At 56.0% G+C, this 19,239-nt stretch carries 18 protein-coding genes; 17 read left to right on the top strand and 1 reads right to left on the bottom strand.

The features are described from left to right. The first annotated feature begins 230 nt into the window (after positions 1-230). The 11 genes from NIM72_RS17400 to nei all read left to right on the top strand — a co-directional run bounded on the left by NIM72_RS17400 (position 231) and on the right by nei (position 9,458). Complete coding sequence (locus NIM72_RS17400; protein ID WP_013357130.1) at positions 231-431, top strand: DUF2517 family protein; 201 nt, start codon at positions 231-233, stop codon at positions 429-431. Between the two features lie 154 nt (positions 432-585). After that, positions 586-1,542 carry a 2-thiouracil desulfurase family protein gene (locus NIM72_RS17405; RefSeq protein ID WP_161732118.1) on the top strand — a complete coding sequence of 319 codons (957 nt, stop codon included), beginning with the start codon at positions 586-588 and terminating at the stop codon, positions 1,540-1,542. Between the two features lie 12 nt (positions 1,543-1,554). Then, on the top strand, positions 1,555-2,979 hold the full coding sequence (gene phrB / locus NIM72_RS17410; RefSeq protein WP_161732120.1) for a deoxyribodipyrimidine photo-lyase: 1,425 nt from the start codon (positions 1,555-1,557) through the stop codon (positions 2,977-2,979). Between the two features lie 18 nt (positions 2,980-2,997). Beyond that, a complete protein-coding gene (locus NIM72_RS17415) occupies positions 2,998-3,741 on the top strand; it encodes a type 2 GTP cyclohydrolase I (protein ID WP_161732122.1) in 744 nt (247 codons plus the stop codon). 159 nt (positions 3,742-3,900) lie between these two features. Then, positions 3,901-4,557 carry a 5-oxoprolinase subunit PxpB gene (pxpB, locus tag NIM72_RS17420; RefSeq protein WP_161732124.1) on the top strand — a complete coding sequence of 219 codons (657 nt, stop codon included), beginning with the start codon at positions 3,901-3,903 and terminating at the stop codon, positions 4,555-4,557. Next, positions 4,551-5,480 (top strand): 5-oxoprolinase subunit PxpC, encoded by a 930-nt coding sequence (pxpC, locus tag NIM72_RS17425; protein WP_161732126.1) that lies wholly within the window; start codon positions 4,551-4,553, stop codon positions 5,478-5,480. Before pxpB ends, pxpC begins: the two co-directional genes overlap by 7 nt. After that, entirely contained in the window at positions 5,470-6,207 is a 738-nt protein-coding gene (gene pxpA, locus NIM72_RS17430; protein ID WP_161732129.1) for a 5-oxoprolinase subunit PxpA, read from the top strand. Before pxpC ends, pxpA begins: the two co-directional genes overlap by 11 nt. A 52-nt stretch (positions 6,208-6,259) precedes the next feature. Further along, positions 6,260-6,988 (top strand): DUF969 domain-containing protein, encoded by a 729-nt coding sequence (locus tag NIM72_RS17435; RefSeq protein ID WP_161732131.1) that lies wholly within the window; start codon positions 6,260-6,262, stop codon positions 6,986-6,988. Then, entirely contained in the window at positions 6,988-8,004 is a 1,017-nt protein-coding gene (locus NIM72_RS17440; protein ID WP_161732133.1) for a DUF979 domain-containing protein, read from the top strand. Before NIM72_RS17435 ends, NIM72_RS17440 begins: the two co-directional genes overlap by 1 nt. A gap of 6 nt (positions 8,005-8,010) precedes the next feature. After that, positions 8,011-8,658 (top strand): pyroglutamyl-peptidase I, encoded by a 648-nt coding sequence (pcp, locus tag NIM72_RS17445; protein WP_161732135.1) that lies wholly within the window; start codon positions 8,011-8,013, stop codon positions 8,656-8,658. Positions 8,659-8,669: 11 nt separating this feature from the next. Beyond that, positions 8,670-9,458: an endonuclease VIII gene (nei, locus tag NIM72_RS17450; RefSeq protein ID WP_161732137.1), complete on the top strand. Its 789-nt coding sequence runs from the start codon at positions 8,670-8,672 to the stop codon at positions 9,456-9,458. Between the two features lie 367 nt (positions 9,459-9,825). Here the strand turns inward: nei and NIM72_RS17455 are convergent, their stop codons facing one another. Further along, positions 9,826-11,109, bottom strand: coding sequence for a citrate synthase (locus tag NIM72_RS17455; protein ID WP_033731874.1), 1,284 nt, complete (start codon positions 11,107-11,109; stop codon positions 9,826-9,828). A 632-nt stretch (positions 11,110-11,741) separates the two neighbouring features. Here NIM72_RS17455 and sdhC point away from each other — a divergent pair. The 6 genes from sdhC (at position 11,742) to odhB (ending at position 19,217) form a co-directional block, all read left to right on the top strand. Then, on the top strand, positions 11,742-12,131 hold the full coding sequence (gene sdhC, locus NIM72_RS17460) for a succinate dehydrogenase cytochrome b556 subunit (RefSeq protein ID WP_029519433.1): 390 nt from the start codon (positions 11,742-11,744) through the stop codon (positions 12,129-12,131). Further along, a complete protein-coding gene (sdhD, locus tag NIM72_RS17465) occupies positions 12,125-12,472 on the top strand; it encodes a succinate dehydrogenase membrane anchor subunit (RefSeq protein ID WP_009091417.1) in 348 nt (115 codons plus the stop codon). The genes sdhC and sdhD overlap by 7 nt, the downstream gene beginning before the upstream one ends. Then, complete coding sequence (sdhA, locus tag NIM72_RS17470) at positions 12,473-14,239, top strand: succinate dehydrogenase flavoprotein subunit (protein WP_161732139.1); 1,767 nt, start codon at positions 12,473-12,475, stop codon at positions 14,237-14,239. Between the two features lie 14 nt (positions 14,240-14,253). Beyond that, the gene (locus NIM72_RS17475) at positions 14,254-14,970 is read left to right on the top strand and encodes a succinate dehydrogenase iron-sulfur subunit (protein ID WP_090962958.1); all 717 of its coding nucleotides are present in this window, start codon (positions 14,254-14,256) and stop codon (positions 14,968-14,970) included. A 200-nt stretch (positions 14,971-15,170) separates the two neighbouring features. After that, complete coding sequence (gene sucA, locus NIM72_RS17480) at positions 15,171-17,978, top strand: 2-oxoglutarate dehydrogenase E1 component (RefSeq protein ID WP_161732141.1); 2,808 nt, start codon at positions 15,171-15,173, stop codon at positions 17,976-17,978. Positions 17,979-17,993: 15 nt separating this feature from the next. Continuing rightward, on the top strand, positions 17,994-19,217 hold the full coding sequence (gene odhB, locus NIM72_RS17485; protein ID WP_253421329.1) for a 2-oxoglutarate dehydrogenase complex dihydrolipoyllysine-residue succinyltransferase: 1,224 nt from the start codon (positions 17,994-17,996) through the stop codon (positions 19,215-19,217). Positions 19,218-19,239: the final 22 nt, after the last annotated feature.

Below are 19,239 nucleotides of genomic sequence, written 5' to 3' on the forward strand. Positions count from 1 at the left end.
AGCGCTACTTTATCAATATTTTATGCTGCCGTCCGCGCACTTCATCTTTCGGATATTCAAACCCTCCTGTAACCTGGCGGTAACTTATCTGTAACTAAATTACAGGTTAATTCTTAAACAGCAAAAATAGCGACAATTAAGTGGTCAGATGAGTAGTAAAATTACACTATCTGGCGTAAAGTTGAACACAGATCACATTCGCACACTTTAACTTACCGGGAGGAGAAACCATGTATCAGGCTTATCCACGTTATAAAATACTCGCACGCCGTACGCTGGTGGTTCTTCTCGGCGTTCTGGCTCTGCCTGTCATGTTGTTCCGACAGGATCGGGCGCGTTTCTACAGCTATCTGCATCGCGTCTGGTGTAAGACCAGTGCAAAGCCGGTCTGGCTGGCGCAGTCTGAAGCCGGTGGTGGCGCATTCTGGTAATGCGTCCTGCCACAGAACAGGCCTGGTCATCTGACCGGGCTTTTTTTTGCGTTTTTTCTGAGAATAAGCGGTCCGGAATCGCGTTTTACCCCTTTATTCCTGGCCATTTTGCGCTACACTTAAACCTCTACAAGATTTTAGAGGTTGTACAAGTATGAGCAAAAAAATCCCCGTTGGAATCAGTGCATGCCTGCTCGGCGATAGCGTGAGGTTTGATGGTGGCCATAAGCGTCTTACTTTTGCGACTGAGGATCTTACGCCATTTGTCCGCTTTGAGCCGATCTGTCCTGAAATGGCGATTGGACTGCCTACGCCGCGTCCGGCATTGCGTCTGGTAAAGCAGGGCGATGATGAGTTGCATCTTTGCTTCAGCAAAGACGGCGGCGAAGAAGTCACTGCTCAGATGCGTAACTGGTCTGCCGAGCGGGTCAAATCGCTGCATCATCTCTCCGGTTATATCCTGTGCGCCAAATCGCCCAGCTGTGGGATGGAGCGCGTGCGGGTCTACGAGCCTGACAACAACAACAACCGAAAAGTGGGCACCGGTATTTTTGCGGAGTTCCTGCAGCGTGAAATGCCCTGGCTGCCGCTGGAAGAAGATGGACGCCTGCACGATCCCGCCCTGCGTGAAAACTTTATTGGTCGTATCTGCGCACTGCACGAATTTAATCAGATGTGGGAAAACGGCCTGACCCGTCAGGGACTGATCGGCTTCCACAGTCGTTACAAACTGATGATGCTGGCGCACTCGCAGGAGAAATATCGCGAACTGGGGCCCTTTGTCGCCTCGATGAGCGAGTGGGACTCGCTGGATGCCTTTGCCTTTGAGTACCGTAATCGCATGATGGAACTGATGTCACGTCCCGCCTCACGTCGCAATCACACCAATGTGCTGATGCATGTGCAGGGCTACTTCCGCACGCATCTGAGTTCACCGCAGCGCCAGGAGCTGGCAACGCTGATTGACCGCTATCGTCAGGGCACACAGCCGCTACTGGTACCGATTACCATTCTTAAGCACTACATGGCCGAGTTCCCACATCCGTGGCTGGCACAGCAGCGCTATTTCGATCCCTATCCCGAAGCCTTGCGCTTACGCTACGGACAGTAATTCAGGAGGCGTATGACCACCCATCTGGTCTGGCTGCGTAATGATTTACGCATCAATGATAACCTGGCGCTCCACGCTGCCTGCAGCGACAGCAAAGCGAAAGTGATGGCGCTCTTCCTCGCTACGCCAGAACAGTGGCAGCAGCATGATATGTCCCCCAGGCAGGCGGCGTTTATTCACGCCAGTCTGTTGCAGGTGCAAAGTGCGCTGGCTGAGCGGGGCATTGAGTTGCACTATCAGGCGTGTCACGCCTTCAGCGACAGTATTGATGTGCTGGCAGAATTCTGTGAGAAGCATCAGGTCGATCAGCTCTTCTACAACTATCAGTATGAGGTTAACGAGCGTCAACGCGATGCAGAGGCGGAAAAGCGTCTTGACGATGCGGGCGTGATTTGTCAGGGCTTTGATGACAGCCTGCTGCTGCCACCAGGCAGTGTACAGAGTGGCGATCGCACGATGTATAAGGTCTTTACTCCCTTCAGCAAAGCCTTTGTCCGCCGTTTGCAGCAGAGTCTGCCGGAGTGCGTGCCTGCACCTAAGCCGCGCGACGGTGCGCCGCTGAAAACCGCCCCAATCCCTGCGTTTGACTATCTGACCGAAGCCTTTGATGAGGACCTGTTTCCCGCAGGCGAAGCGGCCGCCCTGAAGCGGTTGCGTCATTTCGCCACTCAACCCGTTATCGATTATCCCGCGAAGCGCGATCTTCCGGCGCTGGACGCCACCAGCCGTCTGTCGGTCTATCTGTCAACCGGCGTGCTGTCGCCACGTCAGTGCCTGCATCGCGTGCTGCATGAACATCCCGATGCGCTGGACAACAGTCGCGCATTTACCTGGCTGAACGAGCTGATCTGGCGTGAGTTCTACCGTCATCTGCTGGTGGCTTACCCGGCACTGTGTCGTCACAAGCCCTTTATCGACTGGACGCGTCACGTTGAATGGCAGCGTGACGACGCGCATTTCGAAGCCTGGAAAGCGGGAAAAACCGGCTATCCGATCGTCGATGCTGCAATGCGTCAGATGAAGGCGCTGGGCTGGATGCACAACCGTTTACGTATGATCACCGCCAGTTTCCTGGTCAAAGATCTGCTGATCGACTGGCGCGAAGGCGAACGCTATTTCATGCAGCAGCTGATTGATGGTGACCTGGCCGCCAACAATGGTGGCTGGCAGTGGGCGGCTTCCACTGGTACAGACTCAGCACCTTATTTCCGCATTTTTAACCCGACCACGCAGGGTGAGCGCTTTGATGAGCAGGGTGAGTTTATCCGTCACTATCTGCCGGAGCTGGCGGACGTCCCTGACAGCCATATTCACCAGCCTCATCTCTGGGCGGAAAAGAACAACAGGAAACTCGATTATCCGGCACCAATCGTGGATCATAAGGCAGCCCGTAAAAAGACATTAGACGCCTTTGAGCGCGCCAAAAGCGCCGCCTGAGGCCTCGAAGGAGCCTGAATGAATCATTACGAATTAGAGACATTGATCAATAAGCACCTCGATAGCCATAGCTTCAGTGATTATGCCCCCAACGGTTTGCAGGTTGAGGGACGTAACGAAGTCAGAACGATTATTACCGGTGTGACGGCCTGTCAGGCCCTGCTGGATGAGGCAGTCACACGTCAGGCCGATGCAATAATCGTCCATCATGGCTACTTCTGGAAAAGTGAACCGGCCGCGATTAAAGGCATGAAGCGCCGCCGTCTGCGGACGCTGCTGGCTAACGATATAAATCTCTATGGCTGGCACCTGCCGCTTGATGCGCATTCAGAACTGGGCAACAACGCCCAGCTGGCCAGACTGCTGGATATTGACGTACGTGGCGAAATCATGCCGCTGGTGTTCTGGGGTGAGCTGGCTGAGCCGATCTCGGGTGAACAGCTGGCCCGCCGAATCGGCGATAAGCTGGGGCGTGAACCGCTGTATTGTGGTGATAACGCACCCGCGCTGATTCGTCGTATCGCCTGGTGCAGCGGTGGCGGACAGGGCTTTATCGACCAGGCTGCCGCTGCGGGCGTTGATGCCTACATCACAGGTGAAGTCTCTGAACAGACCATTCATAGTGCACGCGAGCAGGGGGTGCATTTCTTTGCCGCAGGCCATCACGCCACCGAGCGTGGCGGCGTAAAAGCGCTGGGTGAGTGGCTGGCACAACACCACAATCTTGACGTGACCTTCATCGATATACCTAATCCTGCCTGATTGTTTCTTCTGTCCTGCGCGCCTGCGCAGGACCTAAATCTGTTGACACATCCCTGCCACTTTCGCATAACTATTTGCTTTAAGTAGATAAGCCATCGGCTGATCGGGGCATCCGGTCAGGTCGGCCAGGCACGATCTCAATCAGGCAGGAGGTAGCTGTTGCAACGAGCACGGTGTTATTTATTGGGTGAACGCGCTGTCGTGCTGGAGCTGGAGCCGCCGGTCTCACTGGAGAGTCAGCAACGTATCTGGGGACTGAACCAGCGACTGCAGTCGTTTGCGGACGTGCTGGAGGTCATTCCCGGCATGAACAACATCACCCTGATCCTGCGTGATCCCCAGCAGAGTGCACTGGATGCGATAGAGCGGCTTCAGCGCTGGTGGGAAGAGAGTGAAGCGCAGTTGCCGGAGTCACGTCTGGTAGAGATCCCGGTGATTTACGGCGGCGAACATGGCCCCGATCTGACTGTGGTGGCGGAACATGCCGCGCTGACGCCCGGTCAGGTAGTTGAGCTGCACAGCAGCAGCGAGTATGTGGTGTTTTTTGTCGGTTTTCAGCCCGGTTTTCCCTATCTGGGCGGCCTGGATCCGCGCCTTCACATACCGCGTCGTGCGGAACCGAGAGTTGCGGTACCCGCCGGATCGGTTGGCATCGGCGGCAGCCAGACGGGCGTCTATCCGCTCGCTTCGCCCGGCGGCTGGCAACTGATCGGCCAGACGCGCACCGCGCTGTTTAATCCCCTGCAGCAGCCGCCCACACTGCTCCGTCCCGGTGACAGGGTTCGCTTTGTGCCGCAACAGGAGGGCATATGTTAAACATTCTGCGAGCCGGGCTGGCCGCCACCATCCAGGATGCAGGCCGCTACGGCTGGCGTCAGTATGGCATCAGCCCCGGCGGCGTGCTGGATCATCCCGCGATGTTCACCGCTAACGTGCTGGTGGGCAATGCGCCTGATAGCGCGGTGCTGGAGCTGGTGCTCGGCCAGTTTAAAGCGGAGTTTACCCGCGACGGCTGGTTCGCGCTGACTGGCGCAGGCTGCCATGCGGAGCTGGATGGTCAGCCGGTCTGGACGGGCTGGCGTACCCCGGTGAAACGCGGGCAGGTCCTGTCGCTGGCGATGCCGCAGCGCGGCATGCGCAGCTATCTGGCAGTGCAGGGCGGTTTTGACATCCCTGAGGTGCTCGGCTCAGCCAGCACCGATCTGAAAGCAAAATTTGGCGGATTTCAGGGGCGTACCTTACGGGATGGCGATCAGATCCCGCTGGGTAAACCGACGCGTCAGTTCGATCGCAAAGTCGGGGTGCGGCAACTGCTGTGGGGCAACCGCATCCGCGCACTGCCTGGCCCGGAGTATCACGAGTTCAGTCCCGACGCGCAGCAGGCGTTCTGGCGTACCGCATGGAAACTCAGCCCGCAAAGTAACCGGATGGGATACCGGCTTGAGGGACGTGAGCTTAAACGTGAAAGTCCGCGTGAGCTGCTGTCACATGGTGTGATGCCGGGTGTGATTCAGGTGCCGCCGAATGGACAGCCTATCGTGCTGATGGCGGATGCCCAGACCACCGGCGGCTATCCGCGTATCGCCTCCGTCATCGAAGCCGATCTCTACCATCTGGCGCAAATCCGCCTCGGTGAGCCGATTCACTTTATTCACTGCACGCTGCCGGAAGCGATGCTGGCACGCCAGCATCAGCAACGCGCGCTGGACCAGATGAAATGGGGACTCCATGAAAATTGATTTAAACGCCGACCTGGGCGAAGGCTGTGCCAGCGATCAGGCGTTGCTGGAGCTGGTGAGTTCCGCCAACATCGCCTGTGGCTTTCACGCAGGGGATGCGCAGACCATGCTGCAGTCGGTGCGCTGGGCGCACGCATGCGGCGTCGCTATCGGCGCGCATCCTGCTTTCCCCGATCGGGAGAACTTTGGCCGCAGTGCCATGCAACTGCCACCTGAAACGGTCTATGCCCAGATGATCTACCAGATTGGCGCGCTGAAAAGCCTGGCAGAGAGCGAAGGTGCGCGGCTGGTTCACGTTAAGCCGCACGGCATGCTCTATAACCAGGCCGCGGCTGATCCGGTGCTGGCAGACGCCATTGCCCGCGCCATCCGTGCTGTCGACAGTCAGCTGATTGTGGTGGGACTGGCGAACAGCGAATCGATACGTGCCGCGTCGCACTACGACTTACGCACGCGGGAAGAGGTCTTTGCCGATCGTGGCTATCTCAGCAGCGGTGCGCTGGTGCCGCGCAGCGAGCCCGGCGCACTGATTGACGATGAGCAGCAGGCTATCGATCAGACGCTGACGATGGTGCAGCAGGGCAAAGTGAAAAGTATCACAGGAGAATGGGTGGCAGTGAATGCGCAGACCGTCTGCTTACATGGCGACGGCGCACACGCCCTGCAGTTTGCCCAGCGGTTGCGTGATGCGTTTGCCAAACAGCAGATCCGTGTCACCAGCGCCTGAAAACAACACTTAGCCCGGCTTATGTCGGGTTTTTTAACTCTGGGGGAAATCCATGGAAAGTGCAGTGAATCTCTGGCCTTTACTGGGCATTGCCGCGATCGTTGTCGGCTTCGTATTACGTTTTAACCCGGTGCTGGTGGTAATTGTCGCCGGATTTGTGACCGGTCTGGCGGCGATGATGCCGCTGGCTGACATTCTGGAAAAGCTTGGCGCGGGGTTTCTTAACACCCGTAACCTGCCGCTGATTCTGCTGCTGCCACTGGCGGTCATTGGGCTGCTGGAGCGTCACGGGCTGAAGGAGCGGGCACAGGCGTGGATTGCTCAGATCAAAACCGCCACCGCCGGACGTCTGCTGATTGTCTACCTGTTTGTGCGTGAAATCACGGCGGCACTGGGGTTAACCAGTCTCGGCGGACATCCGCAGATGGTGCGTCCATTGCTCGCACCGATGGCAGAAGGCGCCACTGAAAACCGCTACGGCGAAATCACACCTGAGCTGCGGCACAAGCTGCGTGCCATGTCAGCAGCCACCGACAACGTCGGCCTGTTCTTTGGTGAGGATATCTTCGTGGCGTTTGGTGCGATTATTTTTATGCACAACTTCATGCAGGAGTCGGCCGGGATTCAGACCGAACCGCTGCACATTGCGTTATGGGGCATTCCGACCGCTGTAGCCGCGTTCCTGATCCACTCGGCACGTCTGGTGCGACTCGATCGTCAGCTGGCGCGTGAGCTGCAACAGCTCAACAGCCAGGCGCTGAAAGCCAAAGGAGGTCAGTAATGTTCCAGCAACAATATCTGATGTGGCTGGCAGGCATTATCTTGCTGGTAGTAGCCATCCTCTCCTGGCGTGACAGCGCTAATCCGCGTCGCTTTACCACCGGACTGTTCTGGGCCTTGTATGGCCTGGTATTCCTGGTGGGTGACTGGACGACGCAGCTGATGAGCAGCCTGATGGGCTCGGACGCGGCGGGCACCCGAATGCTGCACATCACTATCGGTGTCATTGTGGTGATAATGGCGCTGATTGCCGGTCTGGGTGGGGTCCGGCTGGGGCGCTATCATCAGCGCAGCGATGAAGAGAAGCAGGCCAGTGCGCTGCGTCTGCGCAACAAACTGTTTCTGCCTGCGCTGGCCATTCCGGTCGTGACCGTGGTCGGCGTGCTGGCGTTTAATCATATTCCCGGTCTGCAGGATGTGGTGTTCGGTCCCGGGAATCACGCCACGCTGGTGACATTGTTTTCAATGATGGTCGGCTGTGTCATTGGCTGGCTGGTGGCGTTGAAACTGACCCATGAAAAACCGGTGCAGTCGATGCAGGAGACCCGTCGCCTGCTGGATTCGATTGGCTGGGCCTTTATCCTGCCGCAGATCCTCGCCACCCTGGGACTGCTGTTTACCAGTGCGGGCGTGGGCAGTGCCATTTCGCATCTGACCGAAACCTGGCTGGCGGTGGATAATCGCTTTATCGCGGTAACGGTCTATGCCGTCGGAATGGCGCTGTTAACCATGATCATGGGTAACGCGTTTGCGGCGTTTCCGATTATCACCGCAGGCGTTGGCATCCCGATTCTGGTGCTGCAGCACGGCGGAAATCCGGCAGTGATGGCGGCGATTGGTATGTTTTCCGGCTACTGCGGTACGCTGATGACGCCGATGGCGGCCAACTTCAATATTGTCCCGGCGGCGCTGCTGGAGCTGCCCGATCGTAACGCGGTGATCAAAGCTCAGATTCCAACCGGTGTGCTACTGTTAATCGTTAACATTTTCCTGCTCTATTTCCTGATGTTCCTGTGAGGCTGCATGAAAACTGTCCTGATGACCGCCTTTGAACCCTTTGGCGGTGAAACGATTAATCCCTCCTGGGAAGCGGTGCGCGCACTGGAAGGCAAACAGATTGGCGGGGCGATGATAGTGATCCGTCAGCTGCCGGTGGTGTTCAGTGAGGTACTCCACGTGCTGAACCAGGCGCTGGAAGAGGTCAAACCGGATGCGGTGCTGTCGGTCGGGCAAGCGGGCGGCCGCAGCGACATTACCGTTGAACGTATCGGTATCAATGTCGATGACGCCCGCATCCCGGACAACGCTGGTCATCAGCCGGTGGATGAACCGATTGTGGCTGGCGGCCCGGCAGCCTATTTTTCCCGTCTGCCAATCAAAGCGATTGTTGCCGCGGTGCGTAAAGCGGGCATTCCCGCATCGGTTTCGCAGACGGCGGGCACCTTCACTTGTAACCGGGTGATGTATGGCCTGCTGCACTGGCTGGAGCAGCAGAAGAGTCCGGCGCGCGGTGGCTTTATTCATATTCCTTATCTGCCTGAACAGGCGGCGCTCCATCCTGGTGCGCCAAGCATGGCGGTCGCGACCATTATTCAGGCGCTGGAGATTGCGGTAAACGTCACGCTGGAGACCGGCGACGATATCAAACAGGCTGGCGGCGCCACCCATTAAGAGGAAGAACGATGCCTGAAGGACCGGAAATTCGCCGCGTGGCGGATAAGCTTGAAACTGCCATCGTGGGTCAGCCGTTAACCGAAGCGTGGTTTGCATTTCCTCAGCTTAAAACTTACGAACCCTCGCTGATTGGTGAGCAGGTGCAGGCGATTGAGACGCGGGGAAAAGCGCTGCTGACACATTTCAGCAATGGCCTGACGCTTTACAGTCATAACCAGCTTTATGGTGTCTGGCGCATCGTGAAACCCGATACTGAACTGAATACCACACGCCAGTTGCGGGTGCGGCTGGCGACGGCGAGCAAAGCAATTCTGCTTTATAGTGCCTCCGATATTGAACTGCTCAACGCAGATACGCTGGCGGCGCATCCGTTTCTGACCCGCATCGGACCGGATGTGCTGAACAGCCAGCTTAGCGTGGAAGAAGTGAAAGAGCGGCTGCTGTCACCCCGTTTCCGGCGGCGGCAGTTCAGTGGTCTGCTGCTGGATCAGGCTTTTCTGGCCGGGCTGGGAAACTACCTGCGCGCCGAGATTCTCTGGCTGGCGCAGCTGCTGCCCAATCATCGGGCGCAGGATCTCACTGAAGATCAGCTGACTGCTTTCAGCGAGGCGCTGCTGTCGGTGCCGCGTCATGCCTATCGGATGCGTGGAACCATGAAGAAATATCATGAGGAAGCAGCGTTTCAGTTTGAGGTTTTTCATCGTCAGGGCAAAAAATGCCGGCGCTGTGGCACAGTGATTGAGAAGGGCACGCTTTCATCACGGCCTTTTTACTGGTGTCCGGGTTGCCAGAGATAGAGGCGGCCGCATTGGGGAACAAAACAGGAAAAGGTTCTTACTGCAAACAGCTGACAAACCCGAATCCGGGAGAGTCCAGCCGCTACGAAGAAGTCTGACGCGCAGGGAATACGGTCAGAGGAGGAAAGCGTCCCGCCGCCCGGATAAAAACGTCGGGAGCGTTTTTGAACAACGCAATGCGTTGGCCCGGCTACGGGCGCACCTCAGGGATGAGGTGCGTAATCGCGCGGGCCGAGCGTGTCATGGATGACGGCTTTTGCGTCTTTCCAATCTGACCATGTTCTCTACGCAGGCGCGGTATCACAGCCAACCGCCCCGGCTTTAAAGCAACATCAGGCGGAGATCCCTCTCCGCTATCCACTGAGCCTTACTTTTTCAGCTGTGAGCTGAATTCGCGCTCGGTATAACCGGTGTAGAGCTGACGTGGACGGGCAATCTTCATGCCTTCGTCGTGCATCTCTTTCCAGTGGGCAATCCAGCCAACCGTACGGGCCATCGCGAAGATCACCGTAAACATGGACGAAGGAATACCCATCGCTTTCAGAATGATACCGGAGTAGAAATCCACGTTTGGATAAAGTTTACGCTCGATGAAGTACGGGTCGTTCAGCGCAATGTGTTCCAGCTCCATCGCCACTTCCAGCAGATCATCCTTCATACCCAGTTCATTCAGAACCTCATGGCAGGTATCGCGCATCACGGTCGCGCGTGGATCGTAATTTTTGTAAACGCGGTGACCAAAGCCCATCAGACGGAATGAATCATTCTTGTCTTTAGCGCGTTTAACAAATTCCGGGATGTGCTCAACGGTGCTGATCTCTTCCAGCATACGCAGAGTCGCTTCGTTGGCACCGCCGTGCGCCGGTCCCCACAGGGAGGCGATCCCGGCGGCGATACAGGCAAACGGATTCGCGCCGCTTGAACCGGCGGTACGTACGGTAGAGGTTGAAGCGTTCTGCTCATGGTCAGCATGCAGAATCAGGATACGGTCCATAGCGCGTTCCAGCACCGGATTCACTTTGTACTCTTCGCACGGCGTAGCAAACATCATATGCAGGAAGTTACCGGCGTAAGAGAGGTCATTGCGTGGATAGACAAACGGCTGGCCGATTGAATATTTGTAACACATCGCTGCCATGGTCGGCATCTTAGAGAGCAGACGGAATGCCGCGATTTCGCGGTGGCGCTCAATGTTTACATCCAGTGAATCGTGGTAAAACGCAGCCAGTGCGCCGGTCACGCCGCACATTACCGCCATAGGATGCGAGTCACGACGGAAGCCGTGGAACAGACGGGTAATCTGCTCATGAATCATGGTGTGGCGGGTAACCGTGGTTCGGAACTCATCAAACTGTTTCTGGTCCGGCGCTTCGCCATTCAGCAGGATGTAGCAGACTTCCAGGTAGTTAGAGTGGGTCGCCAGCTGAGAAATCGGGAAACCACGGTGCAGCAGGATACCTTCATCACCATCGATAAAAGTGATAGCAGATTCACAGGACGCTGTAGACGTAAAACCGGGATCGAAGGTGAACAGGCCACTTGAACCCAGAGCGCGGACATCAACCACATCCTGACCCAGCGTGCCTTTAAGCACGTCCAGTTCAATAGATGTTCCATCTTGCAGGGTTAGCGTTACTTTTTTATCTGTCATTTTCGTCTCCATAGCGCCTTATGTAGGTAAGGATCTTTAGACACCTGAAACGCGTTCATGTTGCGGTTGGCAAAACTACACAGTATCACTCTGCGGGTATAAAGCGGGTGCAGGGTACAGAGTGAGCGACGCGTTCCCAGCGGGAACCGGTGAGCCATGGACATGCTGCATATCGCGGTTGTTAAAGATCCGGTCAGGATATAACTTCTTGGTAACCAATAACCTGATGCTTTTTAATGCTCATTATCGCAATGTTACATAACTTGCGCTTAGGGGAAAGTGTATCCCCATAACTTTTGTGCATCATAGGAATTTACAGGCTTAGTTTGTAACTGAATTGTTGAACTATTGTCAAATCAGATAATTAAAATTGTATCAATTGTGAAAATCGTGAGTAGGATCACTGTTCCACCTAAAATATACCAAAGAGTTTGTAGGGGAATTGTAATCAGAATGTGATCCTCCTATACTCCTGGCAGGTCTCCGGAACACCCTGACACCAGGAGCCACCCAGCGTTTACTACCGCGTCAATTAACACTGGATGTTGCTTGTTTGGTGACGGTTAAGTCTGCCACACGTTGTGATTAGACTCCGCCTCAGGTCCGGAGGAAGCAAAATAAAAAAGAGCTGTGTGGGCAAAACCGTGAAAAAACAAAGACCTGTCAACTTGGATCTCTCGACGATCCGGTTTCCCGTTACTGCAATATCGTCCATTCTTCACCGCGTCTCCGGCGTAATCACTCTGGTTGCCATTGGCATCCTGCTGTGGCTGCTCGGTCTCTCTCTCTCTTCTCCTGAAGGTTTCCAGCACGCTGCATCCATCATGGATGGCTTCTTCGCGAAGTTCATCATGTGGGGCATCTTAACCGCGCTGGCCTATCACGCGGTGAGCGGGATTCGTCATATGTTGATGGATTTTGGTTATCTGGCTGAAACGCTGCAGGTTGGTAAGCGTTCGGCTCATATGACTTTTGTGATCACTGTCGTGCTGGCAATTCTGGCGGGAGTCCTCGTATGGTAAGCAATGCATCCGCATTGGGTCGCAACGGCATTCAGGACTGGCTGCTGCTGCGGGCAACTGCAATTCTCATTACGCTCTACATCGTCTACATCCTCGGTTTTGTTGTGATGACAGACACGCTGACTTATGACCTGTGGCGTGGCTTCTTCGCTTCCGCATTCACTAAAGTGTTCACGCTGCTGACGCTGTTCTCCATTCTGATTCATGGCTGGATCGGCATGTGGCAGGTGTTAACAGACTACGTCAAATCACTGCCAACGCGCTTGTTGTTGCAGTTTGTGATTGTCGTGGCGCTGCTGTGGTATGCGATTTATGGATTTGTTGTGGTGTGGGGTGTGTAAATGAGTTTGCCAATCAGAGAGTTTGATGCCGTGGTGATCGGCGCAGGTGGCGCAGGTATGCGGGCCGCACTGCAAATCTCCCAGGCCGGTCAGAGCTGTGCCCTGTTATCTAAAGTTTTCCCGACCCGTTCCCACACTGTATCTGCGCAGGGCGGTATTACCGTTGCGCTGGGTAATACCCATGAAGATAACTGGGAATGGCATATGTACGACACCGTCAAAGGTTCCGACTACATCGGTGACCAGGACGCGATTGAATATATGTGTAAAACCGGCCCGGAAGCAATTCTGGAACTGGAACACATGGGCCTGCCGTTCTCGCGTTTGGAAGATGGTCGTGTCTATCAGCGTCCGTTTGGTGGTCAGTCAAAGAACTTCGGCGGCGAGCAGGCGGCACGTACCGCTGCAGCAGCTGACCGTACCGGCCACGCCCTGTTGCATACTCTTTACCAGCAGAACCTGAAAAACAAAACCACCATCTTCTCTGAGTGGTATGCACTGGATCTGGTGAAAAACGCCGAGGGCGCAGTGGTGGGTTGTACCGCTATCTGCATCGAAACCGGCGAAACCGTCTATTTCAAAGCAAAAGCGACCATTCTGGCCACCGGCGGCGCGGGCCGTATCTATCAGTCCACCACCAATGCACACATCAACACCGGCGACGGCGTGGGTATGGCACTGCGTGCGGGCGTGCCGGTGCAGGATATGGAGATGTGGCAGTTCCACCCAACCGGTATTGCTGGTGCGGGCGTGCTGGTCACCGAGGGCTGCCGTGGTGAAGGCGGTTATCTGCTGAACAAACATGGCGAACGCTTCATGGAGCGTTATGCGCCAAACGCTAAAGATCTGGCGGGCCGCGACGTGGTTGCGCGCTCAATGATGATTGAAATCCGTGAAGGTCGCGGCTGTGACGGTCCGTGGGGCCCGCACATCAAACTGAAACTCGATCACCTGGGTAAAGAGGTGCTTGAGTCACGTCTGCCTGGCATCCTCGAGCTGTCACGCACCTTTGCTCACGCCGATCCAGTCAAAGAACCTATCCCGGTCATTCCGACCTGCCACTACATGATGGGCGGTATTCCGACTAAAGTGACCGGTCAGGCACTGCGTGTGAATGAGCAGGGTGAAGATGTGGTAATTCCTGGCCTGTTCGCTGTCGGCGAAATTGCCTGCGTATCGGTACACGGTGCCAACCGTCTGGGCGGTAACTCACTGCTCGACCTGGTGGTCTTTGGCCGCGCAGCGGGTCTGCATCTGCTGGAGAGTATTCAGGAGCAGGGCGAACTGCGTGACGCTACGGAAGATGAGATTGCCGTTGCGATGGCGCGCTTCAACCGCTGGGAAAACAATACCACGGGTGAAGACCCGGTTGAGATTCGTAAAGCGCTGCAACGCTGCATGCAGAATAATTTCTCTGTATTCCGCGAAGGCGACGCGATGGCGCAGGGTCTGGAAGAGCTGAAAGAGATTCGCCAGCGTCTGAAATCAGCGCGTCTGGATGACCGCTCACCGGATTTCAACACCCAGCGTATTGAGTGTCTGGAACTGGATAACCTGATGGAAACGGCCTTTGCCACGGCGGTCGCGGCTAACTACCGCACCGAGAGCCGCGGTGCGCACAGTCGCTTCGACTTCCCGGATCGTGATGATGAAAACTGGCTGTGCCACAGTCTTTATGTCCCGGAAACCGAAAGCATGACGCGCCGTGAGGTGAACATGCAGCCGAAACTGCGCGCGGCGTTCCCGCCGAAAGTGCGTACCTACTAATTTCGGAGACGATCATGAGACTCGAGTTTTCAATTTATCGCTACAATCCGGACGTCGATGACAAGCCGCGCATGCAGGATTACACCCTGGAGTCGGAAGATGGTCGCGACATGATGCTGCTGGACGCGCTGATTCGCCTGAAAGAGAAAGATCCGACGCTGGCGTTTCGTCGCTCCTGTCGTGAAGGCGTCTGCGGCTCGGATGGCCTCAACATGAACGGTAAAAACGGACTGGCCTGCATTACGCCGGTCTCGGCACTGGGCAACGGCAAACAGAAAATCGTTATCCGTCCATTGCCAGGTTTACCGGTTGTGCGTGACCTGGTCGTAGACATGAGCCAGTTTTATGCTCAGTATGAGAAAATTAAGCCTTTCCTGTTGAATAATGGGGAAAATCCGCCAGCACGTGAACATCTGCAGATGCCGGAAGAACGTGAACACCTGGATGGCCTGTACGAGTGTATTCTCTGTGCCTGCTGCTCAACCTCATGCCCATCATTCTGGTGGAACCCTGAGAAGTTCATCGGTCCTGCCGGCCTGCTGGCGGCATACCGTTTCCTGATTGACAGCCGCGACACCGAAACGGATGCGCGTCTCGACAATCTGAATGATGCTTTCAGCGTATTCCGCTGTCACAGTATCATGAACTGTGTGAGCGTGTGTCCGAAAGGACTGAACCCGACGCGCGCCATCGGCCATATCAAGTCGATGCTGCTGCAGCGCGGCGCATAAGCAGTCTTCGCCGGGAACCTCAGGTTCCCGGTGTTTTACGGAAGCCTCTGTAAGCGCGGTGATGACCACGTTTACAAAGGTTCCCTTACGGGCCACGCGCGCTGCGCAGAGTGCTCGTATCGCTGAACTCACTACGGCAAACCGCGAAAGCGGCAACAAATGAAACCTCAAAAAAGCATAGCAATGCTTAAGGGATCACAATGCAGAACAGCGCGATGAAGCCCTGGCTGGACTCTTCCTGGCTGGCCGGCGCGAATCAGTCTTACATAGAGCAGCTCTATGAGGATTTCCTGACCGATCCTGACTCTGTCGATGCAGTGTGGCGCTCGATGTTCCAACAGTTACCGGGCACCGGAATGAAACCTGAGCAGTTTCACTCCACCACACGTGAGTACTTCCGTCGCCTGGCGAAAGACGCATCTCGTTACACCTCATCTGTCTCCGATCCGGAAACCAACTCCAAGCAAGTAAAAGTGCTGCAGCTGATCAACGCGTTTCGTTTTCGCGGTCACCAGCATGCGAATCTCGATCCGCTTGGCCTGTGGAAACAGGATCGGGTGGCCGATCTTGATCCGGCTTTTCATGACCTGACCGAGGCCGATTTTCAGGAAAGCTTTAACGTCGGCTCTTTTGCCATCGGTAAAGAGACCATGAAGCTGGCCGATCTCTTCGACGCGCTGACGCAGACGTACTGTGGCTCAATCGGTGCGGAATATATGCACATTAACAACACGGATGAGAAACGCTGGATCCAGCAGCGTCTTGAGTCTGTAGCGGGCCGTGCAGCGTTCAGCAACGAAGAGAAAAAAGGTTTCCTGAAAGAGCTGACCGCGGCAGAAGGGCTGGAAAAATATCTCGGGGCGAAATTCCCGGGTGCCAAACGCTTCTCGCTGGAAGGCGGCGATGCGCTGGTGCCCATGCTGCGCGAAATGATCCGTCACGCCGGTAAGAGCGGTACCCGTGAAGTCGTGCTGGGTATGGCGCACCGTGGTCGTCTCAACGTGCTGATCAACGTGCTGGGTAAAAAGCCACAGGATCTGTTCGACGAGTTCGCCGGTAAGCATAAAGAGCATCTGGGCACCGGTGACGTGAAGTACCACATGGGCTTCTCTTCTGATGTGGAAACCGAAGGTGGTCTGGTTCACCTGGCGCTAGCGTTTAACCCGTCACACCTGGAGATCGTCAGCCCGGTCGTCATGGGTTCTGTGCGTGCCCGTCTGGACCGTCTGGACGAGCCTGCCAGCAATAAAGTCTTACCGATCACCATTCATGGTGACGCGGCGGTGATTGGCCAGGGTGTGGTTCAGGAAACCCTGAACATGTCACAGGCACGCGGTTATGAAGTGGGCGGTACCGTTCGCATCGTCATCAACAACCAGGTTGGCTTCACCACCTCCAATCCGAAAGATGCGCGTTCGACCCCTTACTGCACCGACATCGGCAAAATGGTGCTGGCACCGATTTTCCACGTGAACGCAGATGATCCGGAAGCGGTCGCCTTTGTGACCCGTCTGGCGCTCGACTATCGCAATACCTTTAAGCGTGATGTGTTTATCGATCTGGTCTGCTATCGCCGTCATGGTCACAACGAGGCGGATGAGCCAAGTGCGACCCAGCCGCTGATGTATCAGAAAATCAAAAAACACCCGACGCCGCGTAAAATCTACGCCGACCGTCTGGAAGGTGAAGCCGTCGCCACGCAGGAAGATGCGACCGAAATGGTCAATCTTTATCGTGATGCGCTGGATGCGGGCGAGTGTGTGGTGCCGGAATGGCGTCCGATGAGCCTGCACTCCTTTACCTGGTCACCTTACCTGAATCATGAGTGGGATGAACCTTACCCGGCTCAGGTCGACATGAAACGTCTGAAGGAACTGGCGCTGCGTATCAGCCAGGTGCCTGAAGAGGTGGAAGTGCAGTCGCGTGTTGCCAAGATTTATAACGACCGTCGCCTGATGGCTGAAGGCGAGAAAGCCTTTGACTGGGGCGGCGCGGAAAACCTGGCCTATGCCACGCTGGTTGATGAAGGCATTCCGGTGCGTCTGTCGGGTGAAGATACCGGTCGCGGAACCTTCTTCCATCGTCACGCGGTAGTCCATAACCAGGCGAACGGCTCAACCTATACCCCTCTGCATCATGTGCACAGCGGCCAGGGCCAGTTCAAAGTCTGGGACTCCGTGCTGTCAGAAGAGGCGGTGCTGGCCTTTGAATATGGTTACGCCACCGCAGAGCCGCGCATCCTGACCATCTGGGAAGCGCAGTTTGGTGACTTCGCCAACGGCGCACAGGTGGTTATCGACCAGTTCATCAGCTCCGGTGAGCAGAAATGGGGCCGGATGTGTGGTCTGGTGATGCTGCTGCCGCACGGCTATGAAGGTCAGGGGCCAGAGCACTCCTCTGCGCGCCTGGAACGTTATCTGCAACTCTGTGCTGAGCAGAACATGCAGGTCTGCGTGCCGTCTACCCCTGCGCAGGTTTACCATATGCTGCGTCGTCAGGCGCTGCGCGGTATGCGCCGTCCGCTGATTGTGATGTCGCCGAAATCACTGCTGCGTCATCCGCTGGCCATCTCCACGCTGGATGAACTGGCTAACGGCAGCTTCCAGCCGGCGATTGGCGAAGTCGATGATCTGGATCCGCAGGGCGTGAAACGCGTCGTGCTGTGCTCCGGTAAAGTCTATTACGACCTGCTGGAGCAGCGTCGTAAAAATGAGCAGACCGATGTGGCTATCGTGCGCATCGAGCAGCTCTATCCGTTCCCGCATCACGCGGTACAGGAAGCATTAAAAGCGTATGCTCACGTGCAGGATTTTGTCTGGTGTCAGGAAGAGCCACTGAATCAGGGCGCCTGGTATTGCAGCCAGCATCATTTCCGTGAAGTTGTGCCGTTTGGTGCCACTTTACGTTATGCAGGCCGCCCGGCATCTGCCTCACCGGCCGTGGGTTACATGTCCGTACACCAACAACAGCAGCAAGACCTGGTTAATGACGCGCTGAACGTTAATTAATTAAAAGGAAAGATAATGAGTAGCGTAGATATTCTCGTTCCCGACCTGCCTGAATCGGTTGCCGATGCCTCTGTGGCAACCTGGCATAAAAAACCAGGCGATGCAGTCACTCGCGATGAAGTGCTGGTCGAAATCGAAACTGACAAAGTTGTACTGGAAGTGCCAGCCTCTGCTGACGGTATCCTGGAAGCGGTTCTGGAAGAAGAGGGCGCCACCGTCACTTCCCGCCAGATCCTGGGTCGTCTGAAAGAGGGCAACAGCGCCGGTAAAGAGAGCAGCGCGAAGTCTGAAAGCAAAGAGTCTACCCCGGCTCAGCGTCAGACTGCGTCACTGGAAGAAGAGAGCAACGATGCGCTCAGCCCGGCTATCCGCCGTCTGATTGCAGAGCACAATCTTGATGCCTCGCAGATCAAAGGCAGCGGTGTGGGTGGTCGTCTGACCCGTGACGATGTTGAAAAACATCTGGCCAACAAACCGCAGGCTGCCAAAGCCGCCGCACCAGCGGCAGAAACTGCAGCCGTGCAGCAACCCGTGGCGAATCGCAGCGAAAAACGCGTGCCGATGACCCGTCTGCGTAAGCGCGTTGCCGAGCGTCTGCTGGAAGCGAAAAACAGCACGGCGATGCTGACGACCTTCAATGAAATTAACATGAAGCCCATCATGGATCTGCGTAAGCAGTATGGTGAGGCCTTCGAGAAGCGTCACGGTGTACGTCTGGGCTTTATGTCCTTCTACATCAAAGCGGTTGTTGAAGCACTGAAACGCTATCCGGAAGTGAATGCCTCCATCGATGGCGAAGATGTGGTTTACCACAACTACTTCGACGTCAGCATCGCGGTCTCTACGCCACGCGGTCTGGTGACCCCCGTTCTGCGTGACGTTGATGCGCTGAGCATGGCGGACATTGAGAAGAAAATCAAAGAGCTGGCAGTGAAAGGCCGTGACGGCAAGCTGACAGTTGACGATCTGACCGGCGGTAACTTCACCATTACCAACGGCGGCGTCTTTGGTTCCCTGATGTCCACCCCAATCATCAACCCACCGCAGAGCGCCATCCTGGGCATGCACGCTATCAAAGATCGCCCTATGGCGGTCAATGGTCAGGTCGTGGTGCTGCCAATGATGTACCTGGCGCTCTCTTATGACCACCGTCTGATCGATGGCCGTGAATCAGTGGGTTATCTGGTTGCAGTGAAAGAGATGCTGGAAGATCCGGCGCGTCTGCTGCTGGATGTCTGATTTTCACCGGGCGCGCCTCGCG

This window comes from Pantoea sp. B550 (assembly GCF_024158165.1).
Classification (GTDB): domain Bacteria; phylum Pseudomonadota; class Gammaproteobacteria; order Enterobacterales; family Enterobacteriaceae; genus Pantoea; species Pantoea alfalfae.